The organism is Vibrio sp. JC009 (assembly GCF_029016485.1).
Taxonomy (GTDB): domain Bacteria; phylum Pseudomonadota; class Gammaproteobacteria; order Enterobacterales; family Vibrionaceae; genus Vibrio.
The window spans coordinates 3,274,649-3,290,304 of sequence record NZ_CP092106.1; the positions used below are offsets into that span (position 1 = coordinate 3,274,649).

The 15,656-nt window shown below is 47.7% G+C and carries 15 protein-coding genes; 9 read left to right on the forward strand and 6 right to left on the reverse strand.

Annotated features, from left to right (window positions below; genetic code table 11):
• Window position 1 precedes the first annotated feature (1 nt).
• Window positions 2-1,129: a 5-(carboxyamino)imidazole ribonucleotide synthase gene (locus tag L3Q72_RS14685; protein WP_275130633.1), complete on the forward strand. Its 1,128-nt coding sequence runs from the start codon at window positions 2-4 to the stop codon at window positions 1,127-1,129.
• 148 nt (window positions 1,130-1,277) lie between these two features.
• Here the strand turns inward: L3Q72_RS14685 and L3Q72_RS14690 are convergent, their stop codons facing one another.
• Genes L3Q72_RS14690 through dprA form a run of 3 tightly spaced genes read right to left on the reverse strand, consistent with a single transcriptional unit; the run spans window position 1,278 to window position 3,430 of the window.
• Window positions 1,278-1,844 carry a topoisomerase DNA-binding C4 zinc finger domain-containing protein gene (locus L3Q72_RS14690; RefSeq protein ID WP_275130634.1) on the reverse strand — a complete coding sequence of 189 codons (567 nt, stop codon included), beginning with the start codon at window positions 1,842-1,844 and terminating at the stop codon, window positions 1,278-1,280.
• Window positions 1,845-2,318, reverse strand: a complete 474-nt coding sequence (locus L3Q72_RS14695; protein ID WP_275130635.1) for a DUF494 family protein — start codon at window positions 2,316-2,318, stop codon at window positions 1,845-1,847.
• Between the two features lie 2 nt (window positions 2,319-2,320).
• Window positions 2,321-3,430, reverse strand: a complete 1,110-nt coding sequence (gene dprA, locus L3Q72_RS14700) for a DNA-processing protein DprA (RefSeq protein ID WP_275130636.1) — start codon at window positions 3,428-3,430, stop codon at window positions 2,321-2,323.
• Between the two features lie 329 nt (window positions 3,431-3,759).
• Between dprA and def the strand changes: the two genes are divergently transcribed.
• Genes def through L3Q72_RS14725 form a run of 5 tightly spaced genes read left to right on the forward strand, consistent with a single transcriptional unit; the run spans window position 3,760 to window position 9,429 of the window.
• A complete protein-coding gene (gene def, locus L3Q72_RS14705; RefSeq protein WP_275130637.1) occupies window positions 3,760-4,272 on the forward strand; it encodes a peptide deformylase in 513 nt (170 codons plus the stop codon).
• Window positions 4,273-4,284: 12 nt separating this feature from the next.
• Window positions 4,285-5,232, forward strand: coding sequence for a methionyl-tRNA formyltransferase (fmt, locus tag L3Q72_RS14710; protein ID WP_275130638.1), 948 nt, complete (start codon window positions 4,285-4,287; stop codon window positions 5,230-5,232).
• Between the two features lie 60 nt (window positions 5,233-5,292).
• A complete protein-coding gene (gene rsmB / locus L3Q72_RS14715) occupies window positions 5,293-6,573 on the forward strand; it encodes a 16S rRNA (cytosine(967)-C(5))-methyltransferase RsmB (protein WP_275130639.1) in 1,281 nt (426 codons plus the stop codon).
• 25 nt (window positions 6,574-6,598) lie between these two features.
• The gene (trkA, locus tag L3Q72_RS14720) at window positions 6,599-7,975 is read left to right on the forward strand and encodes a Trk system potassium transporter TrkA (protein WP_275130640.1); all 1,377 of its coding nucleotides are present in this window, start codon (window positions 6,599-6,601) and stop codon (window positions 7,973-7,975) included.
• 8 nt (window positions 7,976-7,983) lie between these two features.
• Entirely contained in the window at window positions 7,984-9,429 is a 1,446-nt protein-coding gene (locus tag L3Q72_RS14725; protein ID WP_275130641.1) for a TrkH family potassium uptake protein, read from the forward strand.
• Between the two features lie 32 nt (window positions 9,430-9,461).
• Here L3Q72_RS14725 and L3Q72_RS14730 read toward each other — a convergent pair whose 3' ends face one another.
• Window positions 9,462-10,250, reverse strand: coding sequence for a sporulation protein (locus tag L3Q72_RS14730; RefSeq protein WP_275130642.1), 789 nt, complete (start codon window positions 10,248-10,250; stop codon window positions 9,462-9,464).
• Window positions 10,251-10,848: 598 nt separating this feature from the next.
• Here L3Q72_RS14730 and L3Q72_RS14735 point away from each other — a divergent pair.
• The 3 genes from L3Q72_RS14735 (at window position 10,849) to L3Q72_RS14745 (ending at window position 13,763) form a co-directional block, all read left to right on the forward strand.
• The gene (locus L3Q72_RS14735) at window positions 10,849-11,115 is read left to right on the forward strand and encodes a YihD family protein (RefSeq protein ID WP_275130643.1); all 267 of its coding nucleotides are present in this window, start codon (window positions 10,849-10,851) and stop codon (window positions 11,113-11,115) included.
• A gap of 243 nt (window positions 11,116-11,358) precedes the next feature.
• A complete protein-coding gene (gene ccoG, locus L3Q72_RS14740) occupies window positions 11,359-12,780 on the forward strand; it encodes a cytochrome c oxidase accessory protein CcoG (RefSeq protein WP_275130644.1) in 1,422 nt (473 codons plus the stop codon).
• Complete coding sequence (locus tag L3Q72_RS14745) at window positions 12,765-13,763, forward strand: serine/threonine protein kinase (RefSeq protein WP_275130645.1); 999 nt, start codon at window positions 12,765-12,767, stop codon at window positions 13,761-13,763. Before ccoG ends, L3Q72_RS14745 begins: the two co-directional genes overlap by 16 nt.
• An 11-nt stretch (window positions 13,764-13,774) precedes the next feature.
• Here the strand turns inward: L3Q72_RS14745 and L3Q72_RS14750 are convergent, their stop codons facing one another.
• Both L3Q72_RS14750 and L3Q72_RS14755 read right to left on the reverse strand, forming a co-directional pair.
• Entirely contained in the window at window positions 13,775-14,677 is a 903-nt protein-coding gene (locus L3Q72_RS14750) for a DMT family transporter (RefSeq protein ID WP_275130646.1), read from the reverse strand.
• A gap of 5 nt (window positions 14,678-14,682) precedes the next feature.
• Window positions 14,683-15,570: an acyltransferase gene (locus L3Q72_RS14755; protein ID WP_275132126.1), complete on the reverse strand. Its 888-nt coding sequence runs from the start codon at window positions 15,568-15,570 to the stop codon at window positions 14,683-14,685.
• Window positions 15,571-15,656 lie beyond the last annotated feature (86 nt).

Below are 15,656 nucleotides of genomic sequence, written 5' to 3' on the forward strand. Positions count from 1 at the left end.
AATGCAGGTATTGGTTTTAGGTGCTGGACAGCTGGCAAGAATGATGGCTCTTGCCGGTGCTCCGCTGAATATTCAGATATCCGCTTTCGACGTGCGAAGCGAGAATATTGTGCATCCGCTGACACTTGAAGTTCTTGGTCATGGCCTGCAGAACGCCATAGATCAGGCGGATGTGATTACCGCTGAGTTTGAACATATTCCTCACGATGTGCTGGATATCTGTGAGAAGAGCGGTAAGTTCCTTCCAAGTACAGAAGCAATCAAAGCCGGTGGTGACCGCAGGCTGGAAAAAGCGCTTCTGGATAAAGCCGACGTTTCTAACGCCAAGTATTTCGTTATTAACAACGAAGAAGACTTTAAAGCGGCCATTGAACACGTAGGCATTCCTATGGTTCTTAAAAGCACACTTGGCGGTTACGATGGTAAAGGCCAGTGGCGCTTAAAGCAGGCAGATCAGGCAGAAGCTATCTGGCCGGAAATGGCTCAATGCATCGCTGAAACACCAAATCAGGCGATTGTGGCAGAAGAGTTTGTGCCATTCGACAGAGAAGTCTCTCTGGTAGGTGCGCGTGGTAAAGGTGGTGATGTTGCCGTTTACCCGCTTGCAGAAAATGTACACACCAACGGCGTACTCACACTCTCTACAGCCATAATTGACGAAGCGCTTCAGGCTCAGGCAAAAGCGATGTTTACCTCTGTGGCAAATGAACTGGATTATGTCGGTGTTCTGGCACTTGAATTCTTTGATGTACAGGGAAAGCTTCTGGTCAACGAAATCGCACCACGAGTTCATAATTCCGGTCACTGGACTCAGCAAGGCGCTGAAGTTTGTCAGTTTGAAAATCATCTGCGTGCAGTATGTGGGATGCCTCTGGGAGGCACAGAACTGATTCGCCCGACTTCCATGGTCAATATTCTTGGAGAAGACACGCTTCCAAAAGAAGTGCTTTCCCAGAAATCCTGCCATATCCACTGGTACGGAAAGGAAAAGCGTCCGGGAAGAAAGATGGGACACATAAACGTGTCAGCCGCTTCAGTTAAAGAGCTCAAGCAGGAGCTAACTAAGTTAGCAGCAATTCTTGATGAAGAAGCTTACCCGGCTCTAAAGGAAAGCGTAGCCAAGTTCTAACTGATTGAATCAGGTTGCTTTAGTTTAAGGTCTATTTTTCATGGACGAAAAATTGAAGCCTACATGGACGTACTCGCGGCGTCCTTAAACTAAAGCGGCCTGATTTAATCCGCTCACCTTCTGACAGCTAAAAGCCGATAACTGACAGCTAAACCTCCTGCGTATGATGACACTTACGATCAGCGCACTGATAACGAACCCCGCTAGCCAGTGACTTTTCCACCAGCAACGGAAACCCGCACTTCTCACATTTACCTTTAACAGGCTTCTGATTCACTGCAAATTTACACTTAGGATAGTTATCACAGGCATAGAAAGTCTTGCCGTAGCGGGACTTACGCTCCACCAGATGCCCTTTGCCACACTCAGGACAAGCCAGTTTCTCAGGTTCTGCCTCTTCTTCACTCTGATCCAGAGACTCAATATGATTACACTCCGGATAACCGCTACAACCTATAAACATCCCATAGCGTCCCTGACGTAAAACCAGCTCACGCTGACACTCAGGGCAAGGCACTCCCAGCTCTTTTACGATATGCCCATCATTTTGATGGAGAGGTTTGATATAGTCACACTCAGGATAGTTAGTGCAACCAAGAAAGGGGCCATGCTTTCCATGGCGGAGAGTCAACTCTCCACCACATAAGGGGCAAGGCTCATGTTCCAGCGCATGCTCATGCGCCTCAAATAAACTGTGGTCTATCTTTCCACTCAATTAGTGCAAGACTCCGGTTTCCGCGGTATATAACAACTCTTCCATTAAGGTAAAAGCGTTTTCATTACCCGGTACGTTAAACAGAACCATCAAAATCACCCACTTCAGATCATCAAGTTGCAGCTCCGGGGTTTCCAGTCCCATCACTCGGTCGATAACCATTTCCCGGGTTTCTGTGGTCAGCACATTCACCTGCTCAAGGAAAAGAAGGAAACCTCGGCTTGTCACATCCAGTTTTTCCATCTCTTTGGCAGTATAAATACGGGTTGATGTGGCAGCACTCATAGTGATCGCAGACTGCGCATCACTCTGCTGTAGAGCAGCCAGGTCTTCTAACCAGTCCAGAGCCTTATAGATCTCCTCCTGGTGAAAGCCTGCTCTCAATAGCTCTTCTTCAAGCTCGTCCTGGTCTACCATCAACTCTACATCGCTATGAATGTAGGTTTCGAACAAATACATCAGAATGTCCATCATAGCTAACCCCTCCTCGTTCGAATATAACCGCCGGATACAGCGGCAACATGCCCTTGAAGCTCGAGCTCCAGAAGCTGCATCATGATCTCATTGACAGGGATATTGGTTCTCTCTGCCAAAATATCAACCGGTGTCGCCTCTTCTATTCCTACGTTAGCTAAGAGTTCGGTAAATGGCAATTCTTCATTGTCCGCTTCGTGGTGAAAAAGGTCTTTTTGCCTGTTTGCTGACCAGGTCATGATGTATTCGACCTCAGTTAAGATATCTGATGAGGACTGAACCAGGCAGGCACCCTCCTTAATCAAGGCATTGCAACCTCTTGCACCCGGTGAGTTTATTGAACCAGGCAGAGCAAACACCTCTCTGCCCTGCTCAAGGGCATATCTTGCTGTTATCAAAGAGCCGCTTTTCTCCGCCGCCTCAACAACCAGCACACCAAGAGACATGCCGCTAATGATGCGGTTTCTTCTGGGAAAGTGCTCAGGCCTTGGAAAAGCATCCGGCCGGAACTCAGATACCAACGCCCCTCCATTTTCAATAATTCTCTGTGCCAGCTTTTTATGCCTTTTTGGGTAGAGATTATCCAGCCCCGAGCCAAGAACAGCAATCGTATTCCCCTCACCGGCCAGCGCACCATCATGAGCGTAGCCATCTACTCCCAAAGCCATTCCGCTTGTGATTGTCAGCCCCTTTTGAGCTAAGTCCCGGGCAAACTGCCGGGCGTGGTTTAAGCCATGAACAGAAGCATTACGGCTGCCCACAATCGCAAGCTGAGGCTCAGATAAAACGGAAGGGTTACCTTTAATAAATAAAACCGGAGGAAAAGCACTAATCTCTTTGAGAAGAGGCGGATAATCAGGACTGGCAGAGGTAATAATATGCTGGTCATGACTGCGCTCGCGCCACTTAAGACAAGATTCAACCTCCGCTCTGGCTTTATCCTTAATAAAGGAGATCTGAACCTCTTTAAACCCAAGCCCCCTCAACCTTTCCGGAGTAAAGTTAATGATTTCCTCAGCCGAACCGTATCTGAGTAACCGTGATAGCCGGTTTCCTCCCAGGTAGGGAGTAAAACTCAGAGTTAACCATGCGGAAAGTTTTTCAGATGTCATATTCAGAACCAGTAGTTTCAGGTGGAGCAATAATCTGCGATTCGAAGGCTCTGGATCTATATTATTCACTTATCTTTCGAGGATTCTTAGCATTTATCAGCCGATCTATAACGCTTTTTTTTAAAAAGCGTATTTCAGCTAACCCGTTATGAAATATAAGATTCTGAGCGCAAAAGCTTTACTGATGAAAAAAGAAATAAAACCTGCCGGAAAAAAGGAGTAAAATACCTGCAATACGCCAGTAGCAGCGCTGTCATTTAGGCTAAAAAGTGTCTAAAATTGCGTAAATTTTATAAAGCTGGCTCAACAACTCAATATTTCGAGAAGATATGTCTGTATTACAAGTTCTAGTTTTCCCGGATGATCGCCTTCGTACAGTCGCAAAGCCTGTTGAAGAGGTAACACCGGAAATTCAACAAATTATCGATGATATGATTGAAACCATGTACGCAGAAGAAGGCATTGGTCTTGCGGCGACACAGGTTAATATTCATCAGCGCATAGTGGTTATCGATATTTCAGATAGCCGTGATCAGCCAATGGTTCTGATTAACCCTGAAATCACAGAAAAACGTGGTGAAGACGGCATTGAAGAAGGCTGTCTGTCGGTTCCGGGGGCACGTGCTCTTATTCCCCGCGCTCATGAGGTTTCGGTGAAAGCTCTGAACCGTGACGGTAAAGAGTTTACATTCGAAGCTGAAGATCTGCTGGCTATCTGCGTTCAGCATGAACTGGACCATCTGGAAGGCAAGCTTTTTGTTGATTACCTTTCTCCTCTGAAGCGCAAGCGCATCAAAGATAAGCTTGAGAAAATCAAAAAATTCAACGAACGCAACAATTAATAAGAGGTTACCTTGAGCCAGTCATTACGTATTGTCTTTGCAGGTACTCCGGACTTCGCCGCCCGTCACCTGGCGGCGTTGTTGTCTTCGGAGCATGAGGTCATTGCGGTTTATACCCAGCCTGACCGACCTGCCGGTCGCGGTAAAAAACTTACTGCAAGTCCTGTAAAAAATATCGCCCTGGAAAATGATATTCCTGTCTATCAGCCAGAAAACTTCAAATCTGACGAAGCTAAACAGGAACTTGCTGAGCTTAACGCGGACATTATGGTTGTCGTTGCTTACGGCTTGTTGTTGCCTCAGCAGGTACTGGATACGCCTAAGTTGGGCTGTATCAATGTGCACGGCTCTATCCTGCCACGCTGGCGTGGTGCCGCTCCGATTCAGCGATCTATCTGGGCTGGTGATAAAGAAACCGGTGTAACCATTATGCAGATGGATATCGGGCTGGATACCGGCGATATGCTAAAGATTGCAACTCTGCCTATTGAAGCCACAGATACCAGTACTTCCATGTATGAAAAACTGGCTGAGCTAGGCCCTGAAGCGCTTGTTGAATGCCTTGCGGATATCGCTGAAGGTAAAGCGGTTCCTGTTAAGCAGGACGATGAACAAGCTAACTACGCGAAAAAGCTTTCCAAGGAAGAAGCCAAAATCGACTGGACTCAGGATGCTGAGTTTATTGAACGATGCATTCGCGCCTTTAATCCATGGCCGATGAGTTATTTTTCTGTTGAAGAGAATAACGTCAAAGTATGGCAGGCAAAGGTTGAACAAAGCAGTTCAGATAAACCCGCCGGAACCATCCTCAAAGCAGATAAAACCGGCATCCACGTGATGACCGGGAAAGATGTTCTTGTACTGGAACAGATTCAGATTCCGGGTAAGAAAGCCATGTCAGTTCAGGACGTACTGAACTCTCGTGCAAGCTGGTTTGAAGTAAACTCTCAGCTAAATTAATCCATTAAGTCGTCCCTGCTGCGCAGGGACCTTAGCAACAGAATTCAATAGGTTCACAGAATGAATGTTCGCGCTGCAGCAGCCAAAGTTCTCTTCCAGGTAGTCGATAAGGGACAATCACTGTCCACCGCACTGCCACTTGCCCAGCAGACAATTAAACCCAGAGACCACGCCCTGTTACAGGAGATCTGTTACGGTGCTCTTCGTTATCTGCCAAGGCTTGAATCCATTGCCGGACAGCTGATGGATAACCCGCTTAAAGGCAAAAAGAGAGTCCTGCACCACCTGATTCTTGTGGGCCTGTATCAGCTAAACTACATGCGTATTCCGGCTCATGCTGCAGTCGGTGAAACCGTAGAAGCTACCAAGACGCTCAGAGAACCGAGACTTCGCGGTCTTATCAACGCGGTTCTGCGCAACTACCAGAGAAACCAGGAAGAGCTGGATACCTTCTCTGTCAGCCATGATGCCGGTAAATATGCCCATCCGAGCTGGCTTCTCAAGCTGTTAAAGGAAGCTTATCCGGACAGCTGGGAATCTATCGTTGAAGCCAATAACAGCAAAGCGCCTATGTGGCTACGGGTAAACAGCAAGCATCACACAAGAGATGAGTACCTTGCTCTTCTTGAAAAAGAAGACATCAGTGCAACACTTCATCCACAAGCGGAAGATGCACTGAAACTTGAAAGTGCCTGTGATGTCACCAAACTGCCCGGCTTTGATAAAGGCTGGGTTTCGGTTCAGGACGCCGCCGCTCAGCTTTCGGTAAACTATCTGACACCAAAAGATGGCGAGCTAATCCTTGACTGCTGCGCAGCACCGGGCGGAAAAACAGCCCATATTCTTGAAAGAACTCAGGACAGCAGAGTAGTGGCTATCGATTGTGACGACAGCCGCCTTAAACGTGTTTATGACAACCTGAAACGTCTGAACCTGAAAGCGGAAGTGATCTGCGGAGATGCCAGAGCCCCGGAAGAGTGGTGGCAGGGTGAACAGTTTGACCGCATCCTGCTGGATGCGCCATGTTCTGCGACCGGCGTTATTCGCCGTCACCCGGATATAAAATGGCTGCGTCGTGCAGAAGATATTGAAGCGCTTTCCCAACTTCAGTCTGAAATCATAGATGCTATGTGGCAACAACTAAAAGCTGGTGGCACAATGGTTTACGCAACCTGTTCCATTACTCCTCAGGAAAACAGTGAGCAGGTGAAAGCATTTTTAGCAAGAACCGAAAATGCTGTTCTTGTAGAGTCAGACCCTGAGAATCCGGGTCGCCAGATCCTTCCGGGTGAAGAGGATATGGATGGCTTCTACTACGCAGTTTTACAAAAAGCACAATAAAACTTAGAACAGAGAACAAACCGTTATGAAAATCATCATTCTTGGAGCGGGTCAGGTAGGCGGAACACTGGCAGAGAACCTGGTAGGTGAGAACAACGATATTACCGTTGTTGACCGCGATGGAGACAGGCTCAGAGAGCTTCAGGACAAATATGATTTACGGGTAGTCACCGGCTACGCCAGCCATCCGGGTACTCTGCAGGAAGCCGGAGCCCAGGACGCAGATATGCTGGTTGCGGTAACCAACTCAGATGAAACCAATATGGCTGCCTGTCAGGTGGTATTTTCTCTGTTCAATACACCAAACCGTATTGCCCGGATCCGCTCTCACGAGTACATCAAAGAGAAAGATGCTCTGTTCCAGTCCGGGGCGATTCCTGTGGATCACCTGATTGCACCGGAAGAGCTGGTAACCAGCTATATCCAGAAACTGATCCAGTATCCGGGCGCTCTGCAGGTGGTTAGCTTCGCCGATAAACGAGTGAGTCTGGTGGCCGTTAAAGCTTATTACGGTGGTCCGCTTGTGGGTAATGCGCTTTCGACACTGCGCGACCATATGCCGCATATCGATACCCGTGTTGCCGCCATTTTCCGTCAGGGCCGTCCGATCCGCCCTCAGGGAACCACCATTATCGAAGCCGATGATGAAGTCTTCTTCGTTGCAGCCAGCAACCATATCCGCTCGGTAATGAGTGAACTGCAGAGGCTGGAGAAGCCTTACCGCCGTATCATGATTGTCGGTGGCGGTAATATAGGTGCTGCGCTGGCTAAGCGTCTGGAATCGGAATACAGCGTAAAACTGATTGAAAAGAGTTACAGCCGGGCTGAGAAGCTGTCTGAAGAGCTGGAGAACACCATTGTTTTCTGTGGTGATGCGGCCGATCAGGAGCTGTTGACAGAAGAGAACATCGATCAGGTTGATGTATTTATTGCACTGACCAACGAAGATGAAACCAATATCATGTCTGCCATGCTGGCTAAAAAACTGGGTGCGAAAAAGGCCATGGTACTTATCCAGCGCGGAGCGTACGTGGATCTGGTTCAGGGTGGTGTTATCGATGTGGCAATCTCACCTCAGCAGGCAACCATTTCAGCCCTGCTTACCCATGTGAGACGCGCCGATATTGTCAATGTATCCTCTCTTCGCAGAGGCGCAGCAGAAGCCATCGAAGCCGTTGCTCACGGCGATGAGTCCACATCCAAAGTGGTTGGCCGGGCTATCGGCGACCTCAGACTGCCGCCGGGTACCACTATCGGTGCCGTTGTCCGTGGTGAAGAGGTACATATCGCTCACGACAACACCATCATTGAACAGGATGACCACGTCGTGATGTTCCTGGTGGACAAGAAGTTTATCCCTGACGTTGAAGCTCTGTTCCAGCCTAGCCCGTTCTTCTTATAAGATCTGTCATGGTTAACTATCGCCCCATACTTTTTGTTATCGGACTGGTGCTGTCTAAGATAGCGCTTTTTATGTACGTGCCAACTCTGGTGGCGTTCTTTTCCGGTACCGGGGGATTTCTGGAGTTTGGTAAAGCAGTCATCATTACTCATACCGCTGCCTTCCTGTGTCTGACCTTTGGCAGGACAAAAAGATTCCGTCTTGGTGTCAGAGATATGTTCCTGATCACCTCGCTGGTCTGGACCATTTCCAGCGCCTTTGCAGCGCTGCCCTTTGTGTTTATCAACCATATCAGCTTTACCGATGCCTACTTTGAAACCATGTCCGGTATCACCACAACGGGTTCAACGGTATTAAGCGGGCTGGATGATATGGCTCCCAGCATACTTTTATGGCGCTCAACCCTGCAATGGCTGGGCGGAGTGGGCTTTATCGTAATGGCCGTAGCCATCCTGCCTATGCTGAACGTAGGTGGTATGAAGCTGTTCCAGACGGAATCTTCCGACTGGTCAGATAAAAGCGCACCAAGGGCTAAGACAGTGGCATTCAATATTGTGACTGTCTACGTTACCCTGACGCTGGCTTGCCTGATTGGCTACCTGCTTACCGGAATGGGGCCCTTTGATGCCATCAATCATGCCTTTACCACCCTCTCTACCGGTGGCTATTCCACCTCCGATGGCTCCATGAACCACTTCTCAAACGGTGCCCACTGGGTAGGAACCATATTTATGTTCCTTGGTGGCCTGCCTTTCCTGCTGTTTGTTACCGCAATGAAAAAGCGCAGCCTGAGTGCTCTTATCCATGATGCGCAGGTAAGAGGCTTTGCTTATCTGTTTATTGTTGCCAGCCTGATTGTTGCGGCATGGCTGCAGTTCCATAATGGCTATAGCTTTGCTGACGCTATCCGGGTGTCCATGTTCAATATCGTCTCTGTGGTCACAACCACAGGCTACGGGCTTGAAGACTTTACCGCCTGGGGCGCGCTTCCTACTGTTCTGTTTGTATTTTTAATGCTGGCAGGCGCCTGCTCCGGATCCACTTCCGGTGGTATAAAGATATTCCGCTTTCAGATTGCTAAAACGCTTCTGGACAAGCAGATGATGCGCCTGATTCACCCTTCCGGAGTCTTTGTTCAGCGCTACAACCAGAGACCGGTCAATGACGATATCGTCCGTTCCGTTGTGGCCTTTGGTATCACCTTTTTTGCCACCATTATCATTATCGCCGGATGCCTGGGCAGTCTTGGACTGGATCCGACCACCAGCATTTCCGGAGCGGTTACCGCTGTCGCCAATGTTGGTCCGGGAATGGGGGATGTGATCGGACCTACCGGTAACTTTGCCACCCTTCCGGCGGTGGCAAAATGGATTCTGAGTTTTGGTATGTTGATGGGAAGGCTGGAAATTCTGACGATTTTAGTTCTCTTCTTCCCTCCGTTCTGGAAGAGTTAAAAAACAGAGCCCGGAAAACCGGGCTCTACACATTAACTGGAGGATTCCAGATACTCCAGTACCATTTTCCCGGCTTCCTCTGAAGGCGTATCCGCCGGAATGGTAAGACTTCTTTTCAGCTTACCTGTTCCTAACAATGAAGCCATCATGCCACCAACCCCTTTCTGCTGGCGATCGATCTCAAACCAGAGCTCCAGCTCTTTCTCATTTCTGTGCGCGACAATCTCAAGCTCACGCCAGCGGCCATGATAAGGCCCGGTTGTCGGTACAAATTCGAACTCCTGTACAAATGGCAGTGCAAAGCCTTTTGTCTCTTCACACTCCACCTGACGGATGCGCAGTCCCTGCTCTTCGAGCTCAGAGAAGATCCCGTCCATCAGAGGATCCGGACGGACAGTGATAATATCTTTATCTGACGGATCCACTGCCATGGAAATATCCAGCCCGGTTTCCAGCCATACCTTGGTATCTGCAATTGTCACCGGCGCATTCCATGGAATATCCAGCTCAACCTCAAAATCCCTCTGCTGGCCAGGTTCAATGGTGAAAGCGTAAGGCAGTTTCCATTCATTCAGTATATGAGTCTTCGCAACCCTTCTGGTTTTTCGGCTGTCATCGCTGCGCTCAACCGTCTCCTCTCCGAAATAACGGCAGCAGAGTTTTAAATCAATATTGTCGATCGCCTGCTCTGTCGAGCCACCGTAAACCTCAATAGTCAGGTTTGCCTTTTCTCCTGGCTTCAGATATTCCTGCTGCAGTATTGAGTCCACTCTTGCAGAACCGATGCCAAAGCTGGCTAAGGTTTTCTTTAGAAAAGACATAATCGATACTCCTTCATTACGATGTGCCCATGATCAAAATCAGCATGTCTGATCATACTAACGATAATTATGGCAAAAATCTCATACAAAGCCCGTGAATTAAACAGATGTCACTTTAACAAATCAGATTAAAAAAACGGCATTTTTTAACCGGGGAGCCTCGATCCTAAGGAAGGTTAGTGATAAGCTTAAAGCTGATATCTGAATCATTTGAGTCGGTATCATTACTCCTGGTTATTTATAGGAGTGGCAGCTGCCAGAAGAGATTTTATCTCATAGATAATCAGGCCATTAATTTGGCAATGGATGTGCCTGACAGTTAGGTAAAACTAATGCACTCAGTCAGGTTCGCGCGCAACATAACCAGCGCGTCTCGCCGCCGTTGTAGCTCAATCTCAGCTCCGGTAGCTAACAGAAATACACCAGCTAACTCTCTGGTTAAAAAAGTTGCTATGCAGAAGCGCCCAGATCATCAGGTTACAAAAGCGGCATAATAAAAAGCGCAGTCTTATCCACTGCGCTTTTTTTCTTTCTGTTTTCTCATCATCCGCTATCTGGTAACTTAACCCAAATAATTACTATTTGGAGAAAGTTAAATATGAAATGTCACCGCGTTAATGAACTTATTGAGCTGATTCATCCGGAATGGCAAAAAGATCCGGATCTGAACCTGCTGCAGTTTATTGTTAAACTTGCTCAGGAAGCAGGCTATGAAGGCAAGCTGGAAGATCTGACTGACGATGTTCTGATCTACCACCTGAAAATGCGCAACAGTGAAAAAGATGAGATGATTCCCGGCCTTGCAAAGGATCAGGAAGATGACTTTAAAACCGCACTTCTTAAAGCCCGCGGAATAATCAAATAAAGAAAATCTAAAGGGTTGAGCTCAACAATCCAGACATTACTTAAACGGCGCAGACTGCGTCGTTTTTTATCCCCGTAAGCAATCCCTCCCTAACCAACTTGTTAAAATTTGACCACCTTAAAGATACAAAAGTGTTAACCGTTATATAATTTACTTCTAATATACCTGATAAAACATCTAAGCAATGTAATAAGCACCAGAGATAAAAATAAACAGATGTGCTGACAGCAAAAAGGAAGATCAATGGGACAGGATAAGATCGAGGTAAAGGATGTCACAGCCAAAACCTTTAACCCCAAAACCCACAAAGGAAATCAGGACAGGTTTAATCCCGGCAATCGCATATACGTTCGCAAAAGTCAGGGCACCTTTCAGAAATTAAGAAGATACGGCGCCTGGTTTCTGCTGCTCCTTTTCGCCATCGTTCCCTGGATCCCCTTTGGCGAGAGACAGGCGATCCTGCTCGATATTGGCAATCAGCAGTTTTTCTTTTTTGGCACCACTCTTTATCCTCAGGATCTTACCCTGCTGGCACTGCTGTTTATGATTGCTGCTTTCGGCCTGTTCTTTGTTACCACCTTTCTGGGCAGGATCTGGTGCGGATACTTCTGCCCCCAGACAGTATGGACCTTTTTATATATCTGGTTTGAAGAAAAGCTGGAGGGCCCGGCCAATAAAAGGCGCAAACAGGACAGCGGCAAGCTCACAACCAGCCTGTTTATACGAAAACTGATTAAACATCTGGCATGGCTGTTTATTGCTGTCGTAACCGGCCTTACCTTTGTCGGTTACTTTGTTCCGGTAAAAACGCTGACCATTGAGTTTATGACCTTCAGTACCAGTTTCTGGCCGGGGTTCTGGGTGCTGTTTTTCGCCTTCTGTACCTATGCCAATGCCGGATGGATGAGAGCAATTGTCTGCCTGCATATGTGTCCTTATGCCCGCTTTCAGTCTGCGATGTTTGATAAAGATACCTATATCGTTGGTTATGACTCCGGCCGGGGTGAAACGCGGGGTCCGCGCTCAAGAAAAGCCGATCCGAAAAAGCTTGGCTTAGGTGACTGTATTGACTGTGACCTGTGCGTACAGGTCTGCCCAACCGGTATTGATATCCGTGACGGACTTCAGTATGAATGCATCAACTGCGGTGCCTGTATTGATGCCTGTAATCAGACCATGGAGCGGATGAAATACAAAACTAATCTGATTAGTTACACCACTGAGCACAAGTTATCCGGTAAAGATACCAAAGTAATGAGACCTAAGCTGATTGGCTATGGTGGCGTTATGCTGATGATGATCGCGCTGTTCTTCCTGCAGACCATCAGTGTCGAGCCAGTGGGGCTTAGCGTCATACGTGACAGAAACCAGCTGTATAAAATCAGCAGCAGCGGACTGATTGAGAACACCTACAACCTGAAAGTAATCAACAAAACCCAGCAGATTCAGGAGTATCAGTTGGATGTCAGCGGATTAACCGGTGTGAAATGGTACGGACAGCAAACCATCCGGGTAACACCGGGGGAAGTACTTAACTTACCGGTAAGCCTTGCGGTCGCTCCTGAAAAACTTATCTCACCTGTCACTACGATTCAGTTTATACTCACCGACAGTGAAAGCTTTTCGGTGGAAGTAGATAGCAGGTTTACATGGATAAAGAATTAACAAACAGTGCCTTTAACTTTGATGCACTGACCCCTGACTTTATGTGGTACGCACTGGAAAGTATCGGTGTGCGTGCCGAGTCAGGCCTTCTGGCGCTTAACAGCTATGAAAACAGAGTATATCAGTTCACCGACGAAGAGCGCAGACGCTACGTGGTGAAATTTTACCGTCCTCAGCGCTGGAGCAGAGAGCAGATTCAGGAAGAGCACGACTTTACCCTGGAACTGATAGAGCAGGAAATCCCTGTGGCACCGCCGGTAATAATCAATGGCGCGACCCTGCATGAATATCAGGGCTACCTGTTTGCTCTGTTTGAAAGCGTGGGCGGACGCCAGTTTGAAGTGGATAACTTTGAACAGCTGGAGTGGGTTGGCCGCTTTATGGGCCGCATTCACAGCGTCGGGAACAAAAATACCTTTAAACACAGACCTGAGATAAGTCTGGAAGATTATCTGTACCAGCCGAAAAAGCTGCTCAGCCAGTCCAGCTTTATTCCCATGCATCTGGAAAACGCTTTTTTCAGTGACCTGGATATGCTGATTAAATCCATTGAAGAGCACTGGCATAAAGACTTCACCTCAATCCGTCTGCACGGTGACTGCCACCCGGGCAATATTCTCTGGCGTGACGGGCCTATGTTTGTGGATCTGGATGATGCCAGAACCGGTCCAGCCGTTCAGGACCTCTGGATGCTGCTGAACGGAGAAAGACACGATAAGCTGGCACAACTGGACATCATTCTGGAAGGATATGAAGAGTTCTGTGATTTCGACCAGTCGCAGCTGAAGCTGATTGAACCTCTGCGCGGGCTGCGCATGGTTCACTATATGGCGTGGCTGGCTAAGCGCTGGGAAGATCCGGCTTTCCCTATCGCCTTCCCCTGGTTTAACGATCCTAAGTACTGGGAAAATCAGGTGCTGGGCTTTAAAGAGCAGATTGCAGCATTGCAGGAAGAGCCTCTTACTTTAATGCCGCAATGGTAACTTCAGGTGGCTTAGCTGGCTTTTTGCCTGCTAAGCCTTAACTTAGATCCGAACAGGTTAATCAAGGCACCTGTCACAATCAATACACCACCCAGATACGTCCAGAAGGATGGAACCTCTCCGAACACAGCCACACCAATCGCGATGGAAAAAACGATCTGCACATATGAGTATGCCGAAGCCTTACCCGCAGCTTGTGTCTGCATTGCTTTTGTCAGCCCTAACTGACCAACCTGAGTAAACACACCAACCAGAACAAGCAAGCCCGTGATATAGAGATCAGGCATGACAAAGTCATCCCCTATCAGAAACAGGGAGACCGGCAGGGCAACCATTGGAAAGTAAAGAATGATAACTGAGCTGTCTTCTGTCTGACTCAGTTTGCGGACAATAACGTAAGCCACAGAGCTGCCAAACGCCCCCAGAATAGCGGCAACAACGCTAACCATAGGAAGATGATTAACGGCCTGCTCTGCCATGGTCGGTCTGACCATAACAAAAACACCCAGCAAACATAAAACAATGCAGATGATGGTAGAAAGCTGCACCCTCTCCTTCAGAAAGATAACCGCCAGCACCGCTGTAAATACCGGATGGATATACTGCAATATAGTCGCTTCCGCCAGAGGCAGAGTTGTCACCGAATAGTAAACACACATAAGCGCCGCAGTTCCGGCGACGCCACGGGCCAGAAGCAGAGGCTTATTATTACCCCATATGGAAATACGCTTACGCTTTACATCCAGATAGCTGATAAACAGAGAGACCAGGGCTCTGGCCGCAACAATTTCAAATACAGGAATGCCGTAATTACCCACGTATTTAACGCAAGCCGACATCAGGGCAAAACCCAGTGCCGACAGAACCATAAACCGGACTCCGGCAGGAAACAGTTGGTAGAAAGTATTAAACATTTAAATTAACTGTGTTGGTCATAGATTTCTTCCAGACGGATATCTTTCTCTTTCCAGATATCCCCCAGCCAAAGCTGAAATTCCCGCTTGAAAGGTTTATCGTTAAAGTAATCGCCAAGTACCTTTTCATCCACAGGATGAGTATTTACGTGAACGACTATCTTCTCCATCTTCCCCATTAATAAGGCCTTAAACGGGTTCTCGCGGTTTTTCGGATAGGCTAAGGTCACATCAATAATGCTTTCAAACTGCTCCCCCATAGCGGCCAACGTATAAGCAATACCGCCTGATTTCGGCTGAAGAAGATTTTTGTAGCCAGACTTACTGCGCGCCTTTTTATCATGGGTATAACGGGTGCCTTCCACATAGTTGACCACTGTAGTGGGAGTATTTTTAAATCTGGCGCAGGAGCGGCGGGTACTGTCCAGGTCCGCCCCTCTTTTTTCCGGATTGCGGATCAGGTACTCACGGGAGTAACGGCGCATAAACGGCATATCCAGAGCCCAGCATGCCATTCCTAAAAACGGCACATACAGCAACTGCTGTTTCAGGAAAAACTTAGGCATGGGGATTTCGTCTTTAAATACACTGCATAGCACAACGATGTCCGTCCAGCTTAAGTGGTTAGATATCATCAGATACCAGCCATCTTTCTTAAGCTGATCAACACCTTCAATTTCCCACTCAACCGGATTAAATAAACTCAGGATCCAAACATTGATGGTAGCCCATAGCCACATCATCTTATTTGCCAGAGTTGTCATCACCTTTTTCGGGCCATTCCCGGGAAGAAGGAGCTTAAAAATAGCAGCAACACAAATCATCAGTGAGCAGATTGCAGTATTTACAATAACCAATAATGCAGTCACAGCTAAAACAAGATAACCGAACATAAACCTATTAATTTCGCCAACAGAGTAATAAAACAGCGCACAATTATACAGCCGCTTCAGACGAATGGAATTGAAACCGCTAATGG